Genomic DNA, 16164 nt, shown 5'->3' with positions numbered 1-16164 from the left:
GCTACAGCGACAACACCACCGACGCCCCCACGCACCACGCCACCACCCACAACGCGCCCGCGCGCAAACGCAGCAGCAGCGCGAAGGCGACGATCACGACGAGGACATCGCGCCACGATGCGATCCCCTGCGTCCACACCGGATCGTAGAACGCCGCCGCCAGCAGGCCGACGACCGCGGCGTTGACGCCGGCGAGCATCGGCCCGGCGCCGCGCATCGCCTGCACGCGCTGCCAGAACGGCAGCGTCGCCGCGAGCAGCAGGAAGCCGGGCGCGAAGACCGCCAGCACGGCCACGCATGCGAACGCCGCCGACGGCCAACCTGTCGGCACCACGGCGCCGAGGTAGGCGGCGATCGAGAACATCGGCCCGGGCACGGCCTGCGCAGCGCCGTAGCCGGCGAGGAACGTCGCCGACGGGATCCAGCCGGATTCGACCAGCGCCTCCTGCAGCAACGGCAGCACGACGTGTCCGCCGCCGAACACCAGCGCGCCGGCGCGATAGAACGCGGCCGCCATCGCCCCCGCCGTCGGCGCCTGCGACGGCCAGGCCAGCGCCGCGACCAGCCCGCAGGCGAACACCGCCAGCAACGCCAGCGCGACGCTGCGCCCGTAGCGCACCGGCAGCGTCGACGGCGACGCCCGCAGCGCGACGCGACCGCACAGCAGGCCGCCGAGCACCGCGCCCATCGCGATCGCGATCAGTTGCGCCCACGCCGTGCCGAACCACAGCACGCAGGCGCAGGCGAGCACGGCGATGGCGAGGCGCCGCGCATCCGGCGTCATCTGCCGTGCCATGCCGAGCAGACCGTGCGCGACCACCGCCACCGCGACCAGCTTCAACCCGTGGACGACGGCCGCGCCGAGGCCGCGGTCCAGCCGGGCCGACACCGACGCGAAGCCGAACATCAGCAGCGCCGAGGGCAGGGTGAAGCCGACGAACGCCGCCAGCGCGCCGCGCCATCCCGCGCGCAGCAGGCCGATCGCGAAACCCATCTGGCTGCTCGCCGGGCCGGGCAGGAACTGGCAGATCGCCAGCAGCTGCGCGTACCGTTCGTCGTCCAGCCAGCGCCGGCGCACGACGAATTCCTCGCGGAAATAGCCCAGATGCGCGATCGGCCCGCCGAAGGAGACCAGCCCCAGGCGAAGGAACGCACGGAACACGTCGAGGGCGGAGGTCGTTTCGATGGCGTCGGCCCGTGGCGAAAATCGTGCCGAGTATGCCGCGTGGCCCTTCCACTTCCGTTGACACCGTGCGCAGCATGATGGGCGTCCACGCACAGGAGCGAGCCATGCAGCAAGCGACGAACCCGCAGTGGTGGCAGGACACGCAGGACATCCCGACGATCGTGCGGGCGATCTACGAATGCATCTCCGGGCCGGCCGGCGCGCCGCGCGACTGGGCGCGTTTCCGCTACCTGCAACACCCGCAGGCACGCAGCCTGCGTACGGTGGTGGAGGCCGACGGCAGCACGCGCGCGGCGGTGTTCGATGTCGAGTCCTACATCGACGACGTCGCCCCGTTCTTTGCGCAAAATGGCTTTTTCGAGGTGGAAATCGACCAGCGCGTGGAGCGCTTCGGCCAGGTCGCGCACGTGTGGAGCCGGTACGAGGCGCGCGAATCGCTGGAGTCCCCGGTCATCCGGCGCGGCGCCAACAGCATCCAGCTGTGCTTCGAACACGGGCGCTGGTGGGTCTTCAGCACCGTGTGGGACAACGAGCGCGAGGGCGTGACGTTCGACCTGTGGTGACGCCTTTACGCGGCGATGCCGCCGGGCGTGCAATGCTGGGTGCGCCTGGATGGAACGCCGCGACGCTGGTTTTGTCGCGCCTCGCCCCCAGTACGAAGGCTCGCCGCCAAGGAGCGCCTGCATGATCCCCATTTCCGTCCTCGACCTCGCCCCGATCACCGAGGGCAGCGATGCCGCGCAGGCGTTCGCGAACACCCTCGACCTGGCGCGACACGCCGAGCGCCTGGGCTTCCATCGCTACTGGCTGGCCGAGCACCACAACATGCCCGGCATCGCCAGCGCGGCGACGGCGGTATTGATCGGCCATGTCGCGTGCGGAACGCGCACGATCCGCGTCGGCGCGGGCGGCATCATGCTGCCCAACCACGCGCCGCTGCAGGTGGCCGAACAGTTCGGCACGCTCGCGTCGTTGTATCCGGGGCGCATCGACCTGGGCCTGGGCCGTGCGCCGGGCACCGATCACGCCACCGCCCACGCCTTGCGCCGCTACTTCGAAGCGGCCGACATGTTCGCGCAGGACGTGGTGGAACTGCTGCATTACTTCGAACCCGTGCAGCCCGGCCAAGCCGTGCGCGCCGTGCCCGGCGCGGGCGTCGACGTGCCGGTGTGGCTGTTGGGGTCCAGCCTGTTTTCGGCGCGCCTCGCCGCGCAACTCGGGCTGCCGTTCGCGTTCGCCTCGCACTTCGCGCCCGACGCGATGGAGCACGCGCTCACGATGTACCGCCGTGAATTCAAGCCGTCCAAGCGCCTGCAGCAACCGCACACGATGCTGGCGCTCAATGTGGTCGGCGCGCAGACCAATGCCGAAGCCCGCCGGTTGTTCACCAGCCTGCAGCAGTCCTTCGTCAACCTGCGACGCGGTCATCCGGGGCTGATCCCCGCGCCGATCGACGACATCGAAAGCTACTGGAATCCGCTGGAAAAGAGCGGCGTGTCGCAGGCGTTGTCGTGTTCGGTCGTCGGCGACGAGCAGACCGTGCGCGAGGGCATCGCGGCGTTCATCGAACGCCACAAACCGGACGAGCTGCTGGTGACGGCCAACGTGTTCGACCACGCCGCGCGCGTGCGCTCGTTCGAGATCGCCGCGGACGCGTGCCGGCAGCTGGCCTGACGCGCGCTTCCTGCGCGCTCAGTGCGCGCGGACGTCGAGCAGTTCGACCTCGAACACGAGCGAGCCGTTGGGCGGAATGACGCCGCCCGCGCCCTTGCGGCCGTAGCCGTATTCGGCGGGGATCCGCAACACGCGCTTGCCACCCACACGCATGCCGGCGACGCCTTCGTCCCAACCGCGGATCACGCGGCCGGCACCGAGCAGGAAGGTGAAGGGCTCGTTGCGATCGCGCGAGCTGTCGAACTTCTCGCCGCGCCCGTCGGGCTTGGCCTTGTCGTAGTTCCAGCCGGTGTAGTGGACGGTGACGTCCATGCCGGCCTTGGCTTCCGCGCCGGTGCCGACCTGCTGGTCGACGACCTCGAACTTCGGAATCACGCCCCCCGGCGGCGGCCCGGGATCGGCGCAAGCGGCGAGCAGGGCAAGGGTGGCGAACGCGGCGAGCGTGGTGCTGAGGCGCTGGGAAATATTCATGCGCGCAGGGTAGGGGAGATGCAGGCGCGCGTCATGTGTTTTGGTTCGGGGGCAGGGGCGGTGTAGTCCCGAGTGCGGGTGCCGCGAGGAATGCGGCACCGTCATCCCAGACGTCATCCCCGGACGTCATCCTAGACGTCATCCCGGCGAAGGCCGGGACCCAGGCTCATAACGTAAGGGAACTCCCGTAACGGGAAGCACCGCACCGTCGGAAAACCACTGACGTCATTCCAGCGAAAGCTGGAACCCATCTTGATCGTCGGCGAAAGCATCGATGCATCGCGAGCATCACCGGACCGCACGCCCCGACCCTCACCCCAACCCCTCTCCCAGTAGGAGAGGGGCTAAACACCAGCGCGTCGGATCTCACGCATCAAGGCGTTCAAAACACCAACGCCCAACACCTCAAGCCGGGATGCGCTTCTCGTACTCCGCGTTGATCGGCGCGAGCGTCGCCCAGAAACCTGCCGGCGTACGTCCCGCGAGGCGGTCCGCCAGGATGCCCAGGTGCGTGTGCCAACCGCCGGACACGCTGACCATGCCGTCGCGGCTGGCCAGGCGGCTATGCGTCACGGTGAGGTGCACGTCGCCGCCCCTGGGCGCCAATTCCATGCGCACCTGCGAGTCGCTGCCATCGGATTCGTCCCAGGTAAATACCAGCAGACGCGGCGGATCGCATTCGATCACGTGGCCGTGCGAATGCAGCTCGCCGCCGTATTTCTCGTACTTCGGCGGCGGCGCGACGTCGTTGTCGGTGAGGCGGTTGTTGTGGAAGACCAGCTCCACCGCGCCGCCCGGCCGCAGGTCCATGTCGCCGCGCGCGAGCCACGTGCCGCGCTTTTCCGATTCGGTGAGATAGGCCCAGACCCGTTCGATCGGGCCGGGAAGAATGCGTTCGATGCGCACGGTGTCGGGCGCGGTGACGGTGCCGAAGTCGTTCATCGGTGATGCTCCTTCACGTGGGGGAAGCGGTGTGCAGATGCCGGTCGAGCGATGCGAGGATCGTCGTCCAGCCGTGTCCGGTGCGGTCGGCGTACTGCGCGTTTTCGGCCGCCATTTCATGAGTGAGCGTGAGCATGCAGCCCTCGCCGTCGGGCGCGATGTCCACGGTGATGCGATCGCCCGGCGCGTCCGGCTCCAGTGCGAGCGTCAGCACCAGGCGCCGCGGGCGGTCGATTTCGAGGTAACGCCCGTAATGCGCTGCGTCGCCACCGGGGCGGCGTTCGACGATCGTGTAGCCGCCGCCGACGCGCGGATCGACCTCCACGCGCAGCATGTGCCCGTCCTTCGTCGCGTACAGCCAACGGCCGACGGTGGCCGGATCGAGCCAGGCATCGAAGATGCGTTCGGGGCGTGCATCGAAGCGTCGGCTGACGCGTACGGTCACGGGATTCATCGTTTGCTCCGGTTGGATCGCATCGGCTTGATCGCGGCAGGCTTACGCGCGGGCGCCTTGCGCGCGGCATGCTCGCGGTCCTCTTCGCGCAGCAGCGTTTCCAGCGCATCCAGCCGCTGGTTCCAGAACTGTTCGTAGTGGCGCATCCATTCCATGCCTGCGTGCAGCGGCCGCGCGTCGAGGCGGCACACGTGCGTGCGGCCCTGCACGTCGCGCTGCACCAGGCCGGCACCTTCGAGCACCTTGATGTGCTTGGACGCCGCGGCCAGCGAGATCTCGAACGGTTCGGCCAGCTCGCCCACGCTGCGCGGCTGGCGCGAAAGGCTGCGGACCATGGCGCGCCGCGTGGGGTCGGCGAGGGCGCGGAACACCGCGTCGAGACGATCGGAAGTAGATTCAACCATGTGGTTGAATATCCGCGCCCGTACTTTGATTGTCAACCATCCGGTTGAATGTTCCCGACAGGCGGCGCGCGTGGCCTGCGGCGCCCGCCATTCACGTTCCAAAGGACACAGGGGAGCCATGCCCAGGGAACCGGACGATGCCGCATACGAGCAAGCCCGCGCCGCAGCGCCATTTCGGCAAACACCGCGGCGTGGTGGTCGACAACATCGATCCGCTGCAACTGGGGCGCGTCCTCGTGCAGGTGCCCAAGGTGTTCAATGGCGAGGCGCGCTGGGCGATGCCGTGCGTGCCCGTCGCCGGCCACCAGAGCGGCCTGTTCCTGCTGCCGCCGGTGGGCGCGCCGGTGTGGGTGGAGTTCGAACAGGGCGATGCGGAGCTGCCCATCTGGGTGGGCGGTTACTGGGTCGATGCGGCGGAATTGCCGTCCTTTGCGCAGACCGGGCAATCGGTCGCGTCCGCGCTGGTATTGCAGACGCCGGGCCGCAACGCGCTGACCGTATCGGACGTACCGGGCCCGGAAGGCGGCGTGCTGCTGCGGTCGCAGACCGGCGCGTCGATCGCGGTGAACGAGGCGGGCATCACCATCAGCAACGGACGTGGCGCGAGCATCGTGCTGGCCGGTTCGATGGTGACGATCAACGACGGCGCGCTGACGGTGGTCTGACGTGGGCGGCCTGATCCTGCACCTGGGCGCGAGCGTGACGTGTTCGCACGGCGGCCCGGCCGTGCCGACGATCCCGTATTCGCGCGTCACGCTGTCGGGGCATCCGGTGGTGACGGTGGCGGCGCCGTACGAGATCGCGCACTGCAACCTCCCCGCGCCTGCGGAAGCGCTGCGCTGCACGGGCGGCCAGTGGCTCCAGGGAAGCACGCGCGTGTTCGCGGGCGGCCGGGCGCTGGTGCTCGACAGCAGCCCGTCGATGTGCGTTCCCAACGGCGCGGTGATGCTCGTGCTGGAGTGCCAGACGCGCGTCAACGCGGTCTAGCGTCAGGGGAATCCCTCTTCCACGACGCGGCTAAGTCCGACGCGAATTTCAGCGACGCGTTCGTGCGAAGCGGCGGGTTTTCGTACGCGTCCCGTGTTGGTCCGCGCTTAGCCTTTCGTCGTCGAATGAAAGGCGGACGAGATGCGTCGCAAATGGGGATGGAGCCTTGGATGGACCTGGCTGCTTGCGCTGACGTGCACGCACGCGCCTGCGCAGAGCGTGCACAAGTGCGTGACGAAGGGCGGCGTCGTGAGCTACCAGAGCATGCCGTGCGCGCAGGACGCCCGCGAAGCGGCGCAGTGGGACGCGCCGCCCGATCCGCCGCCAAGGGCGGAACGGCAGCGTACGGCGAACGTCGAACACGAACGCGCGACGCAGCCACGCGCCGTGCGAACCGGCAGTTCGCACGTCGTCCGCAATACGACCCGACCTTCGGCATGCGAGGCCGCGAAGGCCGACCGCGAACGCACGCTCGAACGCGTCGGTCTGAAGCGGACCTTCGACCTGCTCAGCCGCCTGGACGAGCAGGTCCGCAACGCCTGCCGATGAGACTAGAACTGCAGCTGCAGGCGCATCAGGAGCAGGCGCGGATCGTCGTCCACGCCGCGGCGGCGGCTGTCGGCCACGACGTAGTTCGCCATCACGCGCGCGTAGCGGTTCACATACCACGTCGCGCCGAAGTTCCAGTCCGCCTGCACGCCGCCCTGCGATGCGCCGGAGTCCAGGTCGAGCGTGCTGTAGCGCACGACCAGTTCCCAGGCCATCTCGTCGCCGATCGTCGGCGAGGACACGGTCCCGGCCTTGTAGTTGCGACGGTGGCCGGTCGGCGACCAGCTGGCGAGCGCATAGCCGCCGGTGCCGCGAAGGTCCGCCGCATCGTCGCGATGCGAGCTGACGGCCGCGGCTTCGGCCTGCACCGACCACGCGCCGGCGATCCACAACGCTTCCAGTCCCGCGCGGCTCGTGCGCTGCACGTCGCCCAGCGTGCCAGTGTCGACCAGGCTCGAGGTGGCCAAGGCGGATTCGGGCTTGCTGGAGAAGCGCGCGGTGTCGCTGTCGGGCGAATCCACCGATGCCCCGAGGCCCAGGTGCAGGAGGTCGTCGCCGAAGTGCAGGGCACGCGACGCACGGATGGCCGCGCCCAGCCCTTCGTTCTTGCCGTCCAGGCGCTTGCCGTAGACGGCGGTGTTCACCGCGTGGTTCGCGTCGGACCACGCGTAGCCCAATCCGATCCGCCGGCCGAGTGCGAACGAGCCCAGCAGCGAGGCTTCCATCAGCGGCGTTTGCCGGGCGCTGGTCGCATCTTCCATCAGGAACGGTTGCTTGAACTGGCCCAGGCGCAGCACGTGCCCCTTGGCCGGGGTGAACTGCAGGAAGGCGTCCGGCGTGGAGCGATCGGTGAACTCGTGCTCGACGTTGAGCTGCCAGCGCTCGCCGGCCTTGGCGACGAACCCGAGCCGCGCCGAGCGGACCTTGTCGACGTCGTCGAACGGCTTGACGTCGGGATGTGCATCGACGCCGTCGTAGTAGATGACGCCGGTGGGTTTGAAGGAGAGGCCATCTGCGTGCGCGCAGAAGGGGAGAGCGACCGCGGCCAGCGCGAACGCGATGTTGCGGAGGTGTGCGTGCGACATCGGAGAACCGGAAGAGTAGGCGTCGCAGTCGCGACGCCCGGGGATGAGGGAGGTGCGACGCCCGCCGGAAGCGGGCGTGCACGGAGCTGCGGACGCGTCAGCGTGCCGGGCGGATCAGAATTCCTGCCAGTCCGAATCCGTCGCCGCTGCGGCGCTGCCACGGACGACCTTCCGCGGCGCGACCGCCGGACGCGACGCGGCAGGCTTCACCGGGGACTTCGCCTTGGCGCGCGGTGCGGTCGGAAGGTCGACGATCGCCGTGCGCGTGTGGGTTCCGGCATGCGCGGCGTTCGCGACGCGGAACACCGCCACCGTCTGCACGAGCTGCTCGGACTGCTGCTCCAGGCTGCGCGCGGCGGCGGACGCTTCCTCCACCAGCGCGGCGTTCTGCTGCGTGCCTTCGTCCATCTGCGTGATGGCCTGGTTGATCTGCTCGATGCCTGCCGACTGCTCCTGCGAGGCGGCGCTGATGTCGGCGATGATGCCCGTCACCTTGCGCACGCTGCTGACGATGTCCTCCATCGTCTTGCCGGCCTGGTCGACCAGCTGACTGCCTTCCTCGACCTTCACGACCGAATCGGTGATCAGCTGCTTGATCTCCTTGGCCGCGTTGGCCGAGCGCTGCGCGAGCGAGCGCACTTCCGCCGCGACCACCGCGAATCCGCGGCCCTGTTCGCCCGCACGGGCGGCTTCCACGGCGGCATTGAGCGCGAGGATGTTGGTCTGGAAGGCGATGCCGTCGATCACGCCGATGATGTCGGCGATCTTCTTGGACGACTGGTTGATCGCGTTCATCGTCTCGACGACTTCGCCGACGACCGTTCCGCCCTGGCCGGCGACTTCGGCCGCGCTCTGCGCCAGCTGGTTGGCCTGGCGGGCATTGTCGGCGTTCTGGCGCACCGTGCTGGTGAGCTCTTCCATCGACGACGCGGTTTCTTCCAGCGATGCCGCCTGCGACTCGGTGCGCTGCGACAGATCGTTGTTGCCGGCCGCGATCTCCGCCGCGGCCGAGCTGATGGCGTCGGAGCCCTGGCGGATCTGGCCGACGATCTCGGACAGCTTGTCGACCGTGCGGTTCGCGTCGCTGGCCAGGCGGCCGAAGTGGCCGGGCAGCTCCACGTCGACGCGGCGGTTGAGGTCGCCATCGGCCACGGCGGACAGCAGCGAACCCACTTCATTCAGGCCGTTGTCGGCGGTCGACATCAGCTGGTTGAGCGAGTTGACCACGTCGCGGTACACGAACTGGAAGCGGGCGGCGTCGCCACGGCGGGTGAAATCGCCCGCGACGGCGGCATCGACCAGCGTCTTGATCTCGGCGTTGATCGCGTTCATGCCGCTCTTGACCGAGTCCACGGCGTCGGTGATGCGCGCCTTCTGGGCAGGCAGTCGATCCATGTCCTGCGACAGGTCGCCGCGCGCATACGCGGCCACGATGCCGATGGCGCGCGCGTTGAGCTGGATGTGCGAGTCCACCAGCGCATTGATCTCGCCGGCCATCTGCCCGTATGCGCCGGGCAGGTCGCGGTTGTCGATACGGAAGTCGATCTCGCCCGCGTCGTGGCGACGGGCGATGTCACCCTGCGCATGCGCGAAGCGCTGCAGCGTCACCTGCATCTGGCTCATGCTGCGCAGCAGCTGGCCGGCCTCGTCCTCGCTGTCGACGACGATCCGCTCGTCGATGCGGCCGGCGGCGATGCCCTGCGCGACGGCGGTGGCGCGCTGCAGCGGGCGCGAGATCAGGCGCGCGAGCACGAAGCCCAGGCCGGCGCCGAGCAGCACCAGCGCGGCGATGCCCAGCGAGATCTTGACCACCGTGCTGCGATAGGCCGCTTCCGACGAGGCCACCATCTTGTCCAGGCCCTTGGCGTTGTACTCGGTCAGCGCGGTCAGGGACTCGAACAGCTTGCGGCGCAGCGGGCGCGATTCGTCGGCGGAGACGCGCGTGGCTTCGGTGAAGTCGTTCGCGTTGACGGCAGCCATCAGCTTGTCGTGCGCGGTGAAGTAGGCCTTCAGGTTGCCGGCGACGACGTTGAAGCGCTTGCGCTCCTCGTCGCTGGAGATCAGCTTCGTGTAGGCGTCGAGCGCGGCGTCCATCTTGCCCTTCGACTCCTCCATGCGCGAGCGGTAGTTCTCCAGCTGGGCGGCGTCGCCCTGGAACTGCAGTTGCGAGATCTCGAAGGTGCGGTACTCGCCCAGTTCGGCACGCATGCCCAGCAGGTGGCGGACGGACGGCACCCAGTTGCGGTTGATGTCGGTGATCTGCACGTTGCGCTCGCGCAACTGCAGGATCGAGTAACCGCCGAGCATTGCAGCGAGGGCGATCACGACGGCGAAGGCCACGGCCAATTTCTTGGCGATGGAGAGGTTCTTGAATCCACTCATGGGAAACGACTCGAAGGAGGGGGGCGGACGACGACGATGTGCATCGGTGCTTTCGGTGCTTCGATCGGGTTAACGGCATCGCGCGTGCGGGCTAAAGCAAATGAAACTGAACGGTCATGTTCGTGATGTACGCACGCGTTGGCGTGCAAACGTCGTGCCGCTGCGCAACGTTGAGAAAAGCGGCAAAAAACAGGCGTTTTTTCGGAATGCGTGCGTGCTCATTGGACTTTCGTCGATGTCATCACTTGCGTTCGCTTCACGCAGTGTTCCGTGTCGGAATGAGTCCGACATGCCTGAACCATTCAGGCTGGCGTCTGCCTTGATGAAGTTCGATGCACCCGGCGCGATGCAGGCAAGTCGCCTTGCGATCGTTGGAAGGTTGATGCGAGTACGCGTCCGTATGCACGCGTCGGACGCTGTTGCCTCAGTCCGTGAAGTCGGCCGCGTGCGAGGCGGAAGGAGGCCGTAGCGACGCGACCGCAGACGGCCTCGGAACCGGTCGACCTTCGACCCGAGCCGCAGCGCAGGCACGTTGTCGAATCCCGTCCCCTGCGTTCGTCAGACATAGGAAGCCCAAGGAGATCTCCGCATGAATGGCACCGTCGCCGCGTATCCGCCGGATCGAAACTGGCCCCTGGTCGCCGCCGGCGCCGTCCTCGGCTGCGTCGGGGTGGGCGTGATCTTCGCGCTGGCCGTCCTGCTGGGGCCGATGAGCGCGGCGACCGGCTGGTCGCGCGGGGCCTTGTCCAGCGCGATGACGCTGGCGTTCCTGAGCATGGGCGTGGGCGGCTTCGCCTGGGGCGCGCTGAGCGACCGTGTGGGGCCGCGCAAGGTCGTGCTCGTCGGCGCGCTGCTGCTGGGGCTGGCCTGCGTGTTGGCCAGTCGCTCGGCGAACCTGTGGCAGTTCCGCCTGACCTACGGGGTGCTGATGGGCATCGCGGTGTCGAGCTTCTTCGCGCCCGTCATCGCCGCCACCGCCTCGTCCTTCGAGAAGCGACGCAACATCGCGATATCGCTGGTATCGGCGGGCGTTGGCGTCGCGCCGATGACGATGTCCCCGCTGGTGGCTTGGCTGGTCAGTCATTACGACTGGCGCCAGACCTTGCTGATCGTCGGGCTGGTCGCGTGGGCGCTGACCTTGCCGGCGGTGTGGTTCGTGCGTGCCTCGCCGATCGCTGAACCGGCGTCGGCCGACGGCGCCGCCGACAGTACGGTGGCGAATGCAGGGCAGGCGCTGCGATCACGCGCGTTCATCGTGCTGGCGGTCACGTACTTCGCCTGTTGCGCCGCGCACTCCGGGCCGATCTTCCACACGGTCAGTTACGCCGTCGGGTGCGGCCTTGCGGTGACCACAGCGGTGACGATCTACAGCATGGAAGGCGCGGCGGGGTTGGGTGGACGCATCCTGTTCGGCCTGCTGGCCGACCGTCTGGGCGCGAAACCGGTGCTCGTCGCGGGCCTGCTGATCCAAGCCGTCGCCGCCGCGTCCTACCTCGGCGTGAACCAGTTGGACGGCTTCTACGCAGTCGCGATCGTGTTCGGCATGGCGTACGGCGGCACGATGCCGCTGTATGCCTCGCTGGCGCGCGAGGCGTTCAGTCCGCAGATCCTCGGTCTCGTGCTCGGCGCGGCGGGGATGCTGTCGGCATTGGGAATGGCGCTGGGCCCGCTGCTGGGCGGCTGGCTGTACGACCGCTACGGCAGCTACACGTGGATGTATGTCGGCTCGATGGCCGTGGGGCTGGGGGCCGCGGCCATTGCCGTGTGGTTCCCCTCGAAGCGGAAGCCGCGCCGGCCGGAGGCATTGCGACCCGTGTTGCAGCAATAGCGTGGCGCGCCGTGGGAATAGGGCGATCGCTGCGCCCCATCGCTCACCCGCGCGGCAGCCGAACCTCCGCCACCAGGCCGCCGCCGTCGCGATTGCGCAGCGTGAGCGTCGCGCCGATCGAGTCGGCCAGCTGCTGCGCGATCGCCAGCCCCAGGCCGGTGCCGCCGGTGTCGCGGTTGCGCGAGGCTTCCAGCCGGTAGAACGGCTCCATCACGCGCGCCAGTTCCGCCTCGGGAATGCCGGGCCCGCGATCGCCCACGCGGATCACGACCGCACCGCAGTCGTCGTTGAGTTCGACATCCGCCGTGCCCGCGTATTTGAGCGCGTTGTCGATGAGATTGGCGACCATGCGACGCAAGGCATGCGGGCGCGTGACGACCGGCGCGCCGATCCGGCCCGCCAGACTCACCGGCCGCCCGGTGTCGACGTAATCGCAGACCAGGCTGTCGAGGAAGGCGTCGAGGTCCACGCGCACCGGGGCCTCGGTGCTGCCGTGCGCGCTGCGCGCATAGGCGATGCCTTCGCGCACGAGGTGCTGCATCTGGTCGAGATCGTCCAGCATCTTCGCGCGTTCGGGCACTTCGTCCATCGATTCGGCGCGCAGCTTCATGCGCGTGATCGGCGTCTGCAGGTCGTGCGAGATCGACGCGAGGATCTGCAGCCGCTCCTTCATGTAGCGCGCGATGCGGTCCTGCATCGCGTTGAACGCGCCCACCGCCTGGGCGACCTCAGTCGGGCCGGTGGCCGGAAGCCGTTCGCCGTCGCCGTCCGGGCGTACGTTTTCGGCGGCTTGCGCCAGCCGCGCGAGCGGCCGCGTCGCCAGCCGCACGGCGGCCCAGGCGCACAGCAGCAGCACCGCCAGCTGCAACACGAGCACGTACGGCAGCCACTTCGCCAGTGGCATCACCGACGGCTGCACGTCGATCACGACCGGGCTGCCGTCATGCAGACGCACCTCGACCTGGAAGCGCTCGGGGTCGCGCGACACCTGCCGCGCACGCGTCGAATAGCGCGGACCTAGTGCGCTTTCGATCGTCCCGGCCATCTCGCGCGACGTCGCGCCGCTCAGCGGCGCCGGCGCACCGTCCGCCGCGAAGACCTCATCGCCCAGGGCATAACGGAACGTGCGTCGCTGCAGCATCGGCAGCCACTCGGCGCGCTCTTCCGGCGGCAGGCGGTCGAGCAGGTTCACCGCGACGACCACGTCCTGTTCGAGGTTGGTCATCAGCATCGACGACGCCGCCTCGTAGCGCTCGTAGAACAGCAGCCCGAACGACAGCCCGTGCGCGAGCAGCAGTCCGCCGGCCAGCAGCGCATACAGCCGCGAGGCCATCGTGCGCGGCCGCCACCACCAGCGGCGCGTCGCAGCGCTCATTCGCCGTCGCCGACGATCGTCACCGCCGCGCTGAAAACATAGCCTTCGCTGCGCACGGTCTTGATGTAGCTCTGCTCGCGCGCGTCGTCCTGCAGGCGCTGGCGCAGCCGGCTGACGAGCAGGTCGATGGAGCGGTCGAACAGCTCCGCATCGCGGCCCTGCGTCAGGTTGAGCAGCTGGTCGCGGTTGAGCACGCGGTTGGGATGGTCCAGGAACACGCGCAGCAGGCGGAATTCGGCGCCGCTGAGCGCCACCACGGTGCCCTCCGGATCGAGCAGGTGACGCGCGGTGGTGTCCAGGCGCCAGCGGCCGAATGCGAGCATCTGCGCGGCTTCGGTGACCTGTAGATTCGGCGGCAGCATCCGCGTGCGGCGGATCACCGCCTTGATGCGCGCCAGCAGTTCGCGCGCGGCGAAGGGTTTGGTGACGTAATCGTCGGCGCCCATTTCCAGGCCGATGATGCGGTCGGTCTGGTCCTCGCGCGCGGTCAGCATCACCACCGGGATGGCGCGATGCTTGCCGGCGCGCAGGTTGCGGGTCAGCGTCAGGCCGTCTTCGCCGGGCATCATCACGTCCATCACGATCAGGTCGATCGCGTGCGTGTCGAGCACGGCGCGCATCTCGCGGCCATCGGCGGCCTCGCTCGCGCGCAGGCCGTTCTTGCGCAGGTAGTCGGCGACCATCTGGCGGATCTCGCGGTCGTCGTCCACGACGAGGATGTGGTCTGCGTGTTCCATGCGGCACTCGTGGCGGAGGGGCGATGGCGCGATTGTGCCATCGCCCGTGAACGTCAGCGTTTGGCGGCGAGCAGGTCGCGGATGCGTTGCTCCATGCCGTCGTAATCGCCTTCGCCGTAATGTCGATGGACGATGCGGCCGTCCTTGTCGACCAGGTACATCGCCGGCCAGAAGCGGTTGCCGTAGGCGTGCCACGTGGCGTAGTCGTTGTCCTGCGCGACGGGGTAGTCGATGCCGAAGCGCTCGATCGCGCGGCGCACGTTGGCGGTGCTGCGCTCCTCGTCGTACTCGGGCGTGTGCACGCCGACCACCACCAGGCCCTGGTCGCGATAGCGGTCGTACCACTGCTTTACATGCGGCTGCACGTGGATGCAGTTGATGCAGGAGTAGGTCCAGAACTCCACCAGCACGACCTTGCCCTTGAGCCCCGCGATGGTCTGCGGCGGCGCGTTGAGCCACTTGGTGATGCCGGTGAATTCCGGTGCGGGCGCCGGGCGCGAAGGCTCGGCCTGCACGCCCGGCGCGCAGCCGGCGAGCAGGCAGAGCGACAGCGCGAGGCCCGCGAAAATCGACTTGGACATGGGCAACCTCTCTGGTTTCGAGGGCCGCCGGCGCGGCGATGGCGCGCGCCGGAACGGCAGGAGGATCGGGGCGGGGCGGCTCCGCCTCAGGTGACGATCTCGACGTCGACATCGCCGCGCGTCATGCGCGAGTACGGGCAGGTGCGATGCGCCATCTCGACCAGCTGCTGGCGCGTCGCGTCGTCCAGGCCCGGCAGCTTGACGTCGAGCTTCACCGCGAGCTGGTACTCGCCGTTGGCGGTCTTGCCCAGGTTGACCTCGGCGTCGACGGCGGTGTCGGCCGGCAGCTTCACCTTCAGCTCCTGCGCGGCGAAGCCGAGCGCGCCGATGAAGCACGCCGACCAGCCGATGCCGAACAGCTGTTCCGGGTTGGTGCCGGGCTTGTTGGAGCCGGGCTTGTTGGAGCCGGGCGTGCTGAGCGCGACGTCGATGGCGCCGTCGCTGGAGCGGCCGGTGCCGCTGCGGCCGCCCGTGACGTGGGTGTGCGCGGTGTAGACGACGGTCTGGAGGGAGTGGGACATGACGGTGTTCCTCGGAGGGGTGGGCCGGTGGTTTCCGGTGGCGCCATTCCGAGGCCGCGCGGTATCGCGCACGTGTCGCGCCGTGCGGGGATTTGTCGGGGAGTGTGGCGGGCGAGCGGGCGGATACGTTGGGATACAAAGCCGCCGCCAGCTTTTGTAGCCCGGGTAAGCGAAGCGCACCCGGGGCCCGGCAACGTTCAACGCGTCGAGGCGCATCGCCCCGGGTGCTGCCTACGGCCTTACCCGGGCTACAAACGCGCGGGAGTCGGTCAGCGCAACAGCCCCAACAACGCCTCCGCCGTCGCTTCCGACGACGCCGGGTTCTGCCCGGTCACCAGCCGTCCGTCGACGATGGCGAAGCTCTGCCAATCGCCGGCCTTCTCGTAGCGCCCGCCCAGCCGCTTGAGTTCGTCCTCCACCAGGAACGGCACCACGTTCGTGAGCTTCACCGCGTCCTCTTCGGAGTTGGTGAAACCGGTGACGCGCCGGCCCTTCACCAGCGGCTCGTCCCCGTGCTTCGCGTGGCGCAGCACGCCGGGTCCGTGGCACACGGCCGCGACGGGTTTCCCCGATTCGTAGAACGTTTCGATCAACCGGATCGACGCCGGATCCTCCGCCAGGTCCCACAACGGCCCGTGGCCCCCGGGGTAGAAGATCGCGTCGAATTCGTCGGCCGACAGCGAATCGAGCCGATGCGTCTTCGCCAGCACGGCCTGCGCGTCCGGATCGGACTTGAACCGGTCCTGCGACGGCGTCTGGTTGGCGGGATCGTCGCTCTTGGGATCGATCGGCGGCTGCCCGCCCTTGGGCGAGGCGACCGTGACCTGCGCGCCGGCATCGGTGAACACGTAGTACGGCGCGGCGAATTCCTCCAGCCAGAAGCCGGTCTTTTCGCCCGTGTCGCCCAGGCGGTCGTGCGAGGTGAGCACCATCAGGATCTTCATGCGGCGTCTTCGTGCGGTAAGCGGACCCGCAGTCTGGCGCGTGA

The 16164-nt window shown here is 68.8% G+C and carries 18 protein-coding genes; 6 read left to right on the top strand and 12 right to left on the bottom strand.

Features of this window, described 5'->3' with window-relative positions:
- Nucleotide 1 precedes the first annotated feature (1 nt).
- Entirely contained in the window at nt 2–1162 is a 1161-nt protein-coding gene (chrA, locus tag LA521A_RS09970; protein ID WP_281778763.1) for a chromate efflux transporter, read from the bottom strand.
- A gap of 128 nt (nt 1163–1290) precedes the next feature.
- On the opposite strand from chrA, the gene LA521A_RS09965 reads away from it, so the two are divergent.
- The gene (locus LA521A_RS09965) at nt 1291–1749 is read left to right on the top strand and encodes a hypothetical protein (protein WP_281778762.1); all 459 of its coding nucleotides are present in this window, start codon (nt 1291–1293) and stop codon (nt 1747–1749) included.
- 121 nt (nt 1750–1870) lie between these two features.
- Nucleotides 1871–2860, top strand: a complete 990-nt coding sequence (locus tag LA521A_RS09960; RefSeq protein WP_281778761.1) for an LLM class flavin-dependent oxidoreductase — start codon at nt 1871–1873, stop codon at nt 2858–2860.
- Nucleotides 2861–2878: 18 nt separating this feature from the next.
- Here the strand turns inward: LA521A_RS09960 and LA521A_RS09955 are convergent, their stop codons facing one another.
- The 4 genes from LA521A_RS09955 to LA521A_RS09940 form a co-directional block, all read right to left on the bottom strand.
- Nucleotides 2879–3331 carry an FKBP-type peptidyl-prolyl cis-trans isomerase gene (locus LA521A_RS09955; RefSeq protein WP_281778760.1) on the bottom strand — a complete coding sequence of 151 codons (453 nt, stop codon included), beginning with the start codon at nt 3329–3331 and terminating at the stop codon, nt 2879–2881.
- Between the two features lie 405 nt (nt 3332–3736).
- Nucleotides 3737–4273, bottom strand: coding sequence for an SRPBCC family protein (locus LA521A_RS09950; RefSeq protein WP_281778759.1), 537 nt, complete (start codon nt 4271–4273; stop codon nt 3737–3739).
- 13 nt (nt 4274–4286) lie between these two features.
- Nucleotides 4287–4727: an SRPBCC family protein gene (locus LA521A_RS09945; RefSeq protein ID WP_281778758.1), complete on the bottom strand. Its 441-nt coding sequence runs from the start codon at nt 4725–4727 to the stop codon at nt 4287–4289.
- Complete coding sequence (locus tag LA521A_RS09940) at nt 4724–5251, bottom strand: ArsR/SmtB family transcription factor (protein WP_281778757.1); 528 nt, start codon at nt 5249–5251, stop codon at nt 4724–4726. Before LA521A_RS09940 ends, LA521A_RS09945 begins: the two co-directional genes overlap by 4 nt.
- Before the next feature lie 17 nt (nt 5252–5268).
- Here LA521A_RS09940 and LA521A_RS09935 point away from each other — a divergent pair, with 17 nt between their 5' ends.
- The 3 genes from LA521A_RS09935 to LA521A_RS09925 all read left to right on the top strand — a co-directional run bounded on the left by LA521A_RS09935 (nt 5269) and on the right by LA521A_RS09925 (nt 6667).
- On the top strand, nt 5269–5796 hold the full coding sequence (locus LA521A_RS09935; RefSeq protein WP_281778756.1) for a phage baseplate assembly protein V: 528 nt from the start codon (nt 5269–5271) through the stop codon (nt 5794–5796).
- Nucleotide 5797: 1 nt separating this feature from the next.
- On the top strand, nt 5798–6118 hold the full coding sequence (locus LA521A_RS09930; RefSeq protein ID WP_281778755.1) for a hypothetical protein: 321 nt from the start codon (nt 5798–5800) through the stop codon (nt 6116–6118).
- A 141-nt stretch (nt 6119–6259) separates the two neighbouring features.
- Nucleotides 6260–6667 carry a DUF4124 domain-containing protein gene (locus tag LA521A_RS09925; protein WP_281778754.1) on the top strand — a complete coding sequence of 136 codons (408 nt, stop codon included), beginning with the start codon at nt 6260–6262 and terminating at the stop codon, nt 6665–6667.
- 2 nt (nt 6668–6669) lie between these two features.
- Here LA521A_RS09925 and LA521A_RS09920 read toward each other — a convergent pair whose 3' ends face one another.
- Nucleotides 6670–7752, bottom strand: coding sequence for an OprO/OprP family phosphate-selective porin (locus LA521A_RS09920; protein WP_281778753.1), 1083 nt, complete (start codon nt 7750–7752; stop codon nt 6670–6672).
- Between the two features lie 114 nt (nt 7753–7866).
- The gene (locus LA521A_RS09915) at nt 7867–10134 is read right to left on the bottom strand and encodes a methyl-accepting chemotaxis protein (RefSeq protein WP_281778752.1); all 2268 of its coding nucleotides are present in this window, start codon (nt 10132–10134) and stop codon (nt 7867–7869) included.
- A gap of 589 nt (nt 10135–10723) precedes the next feature.
- On the opposite strand from LA521A_RS09915, the gene LA521A_RS09910 reads away from it, so the two are divergent.
- A complete protein-coding gene (locus LA521A_RS09910) occupies nt 10724–11962 on the top strand; it encodes an MFS transporter (RefSeq protein ID WP_281778751.1) in 1239 nt (412 codons plus the stop codon).
- A 43-nt stretch (nt 11963–12005) separates the two neighbouring features.
- Here the strand turns inward: LA521A_RS09910 and LA521A_RS09905 are convergent, their stop codons facing one another.
- The 5 genes from LA521A_RS09905 to LA521A_RS09885 all read right to left on the bottom strand — a co-directional run bounded on the left by LA521A_RS09905 (nt 12006) and on the right by LA521A_RS09885 (nt 16120).
- The gene (locus LA521A_RS09905; RefSeq protein ID WP_281778750.1) at nt 12006–13337 is read right to left on the bottom strand and encodes a sensor histidine kinase; all 1332 of its coding nucleotides are present in this window, start codon (nt 13335–13337) and stop codon (nt 12006–12008) included.
- Nucleotides 13334–14074: a response regulator gene (locus tag LA521A_RS09900; protein WP_281778749.1), complete on the bottom strand. Its 741-nt coding sequence runs from the start codon at nt 14072–14074 to the stop codon at nt 13334–13336. The genes LA521A_RS09905 and LA521A_RS09900 overlap by 4 nt, the downstream gene beginning before the upstream one ends.
- A gap of 53 nt (nt 14075–14127) precedes the next feature.
- Entirely contained in the window at nt 14128–14655 is a 528-nt protein-coding gene (locus tag LA521A_RS09895) for a thioredoxin family protein (RefSeq protein ID WP_281778748.1), read from the bottom strand.
- A gap of 86 nt (nt 14656–14741) precedes the next feature.
- Nucleotides 14742–15176 (bottom strand): organic hydroperoxide resistance protein, encoded by a 435-nt coding sequence (locus tag LA521A_RS09890; protein ID WP_281778747.1) that lies wholly within the window; start codon nt 15174–15176, stop codon nt 14742–14744.
- A gap of 269 nt (nt 15177–15445) precedes the next feature.
- Nucleotides 15446–16120, bottom strand: a complete 675-nt coding sequence (locus tag LA521A_RS09885; protein WP_281778746.1) for a type 1 glutamine amidotransferase domain-containing protein — start codon at nt 16118–16120, stop codon at nt 15446–15448.
- Between the last annotated feature and the right edge of the window lie 44 nt (nt 16121–16164).

The sequence above is a fragment of the Lysobacter auxotrophicus genome, assembly GCF_027924565.1.
Taxonomy (GTDB): Bacteria; Pseudomonadota; Gammaproteobacteria; order Xanthomonadales; family Xanthomonadaceae; genus Lysobacter_J; species Lysobacter_J auxotrophicus.
The sequence above is the reverse complement of the archived record's forward strand: the minus strand, read 5'-3'. Positions and strand labels throughout refer to the sequence as shown.

Coding starts and splice junctions, on each gene's coding strand:
- LA521A_RS09965 (WP_281778762.1), top strand. CDS start 1,291: ATGCAGCAAGCGACGAACCCGCAGTGGTGGCAGGACACGCAGGACATC.
- LA521A_RS09960 (WP_281778761.1), top strand. CDS start 1,871: ATGATCCCCATTTCCGTCCTCGACCTCGCCCCGATCACCGAGGGCAGC.
- LA521A_RS09955 (WP_281778760.1), bottom strand. CDS start 3,331: ATGAATATTTCCCAGCGCCTCAGCACCACGCTCGCCGCGTTCGCCACC.
- LA521A_RS09950 (WP_281778759.1), bottom strand. CDS start 4,273: ATGAACGACTTCGGCACCGTCACCGCGCCCGACACCGTGCGCATCGAA.
- LA521A_RS09945 (WP_281778758.1), bottom strand. CDS start 4,727: ATGAATCCCGTGACCGTACGCGTCAGCCGACGCTTCGATGCACGCCCC.
- LA521A_RS09940 (WP_281778757.1), bottom strand. CDS start 5,251: ATGGCTCCCCTGTGTCCTTTGGAACGTGAATGGCGGGCGCCGCAGGCC.
- LA521A_RS09935 (WP_281778756.1), top strand. CDS start 5,269: ATGCCGCATACGAGCAAGCCCGCGCCGCAGCGCCATTTCGGCAAACAC.
- LA521A_RS09925 (WP_281778754.1), top strand. CDS start 6,260: ATGCGTCGCAAATGGGGATGGAGCCTTGGATGGACCTGGCTGCTTGCG.
- LA521A_RS09920 (WP_281778753.1), bottom strand. CDS start 7,752: ATGTCGCACGCACACCTCCGCAACATCGCGTTCGCGCTGGCCGCGGTC.
- LA521A_RS09915 (WP_281778752.1), bottom strand. CDS start 10,134: ATGAGTGGATTCAAGAACCTCTCCATCGCCAAGAAATTGGCCGTGGCC.
- LA521A_RS09910 (WP_281778751.1), top strand. CDS start 10,724: ATGAATGGCACCGTCGCCGCGTATCCGCCGGATCGAAACTGGCCCCTG.
- LA521A_RS09905 (WP_281778750.1), bottom strand. CDS start 13,337: ATGAGCGCTGCGACGCGCCGCTGGTGGTGGCGGCCGCGCACGATGGCC.
- LA521A_RS09900 (WP_281778749.1), bottom strand. CDS start 14,074: ATGGAACACGCAGACCACATCCTCGTCGTGGACGACGACCGCGAGATC.
- LA521A_RS09895 (WP_281778748.1), bottom strand. CDS start 14,655: ATGTCCAAGTCGATTTTCGCGGGCCTCGCGCTGTCGCTCTGCCTGCTC.
- LA521A_RS09890 (WP_281778747.1), bottom strand. CDS start 15,176: ATGTCCCACTCCCTCCAGACCGTCGTCTACACCGCGCACACCCACGTC.
- LA521A_RS09885 (WP_281778746.1), bottom strand. CDS start 16,120: ATGAAGATCCTGATGGTGCTCACCTCGCACGACCGCCTGGGCGACACG.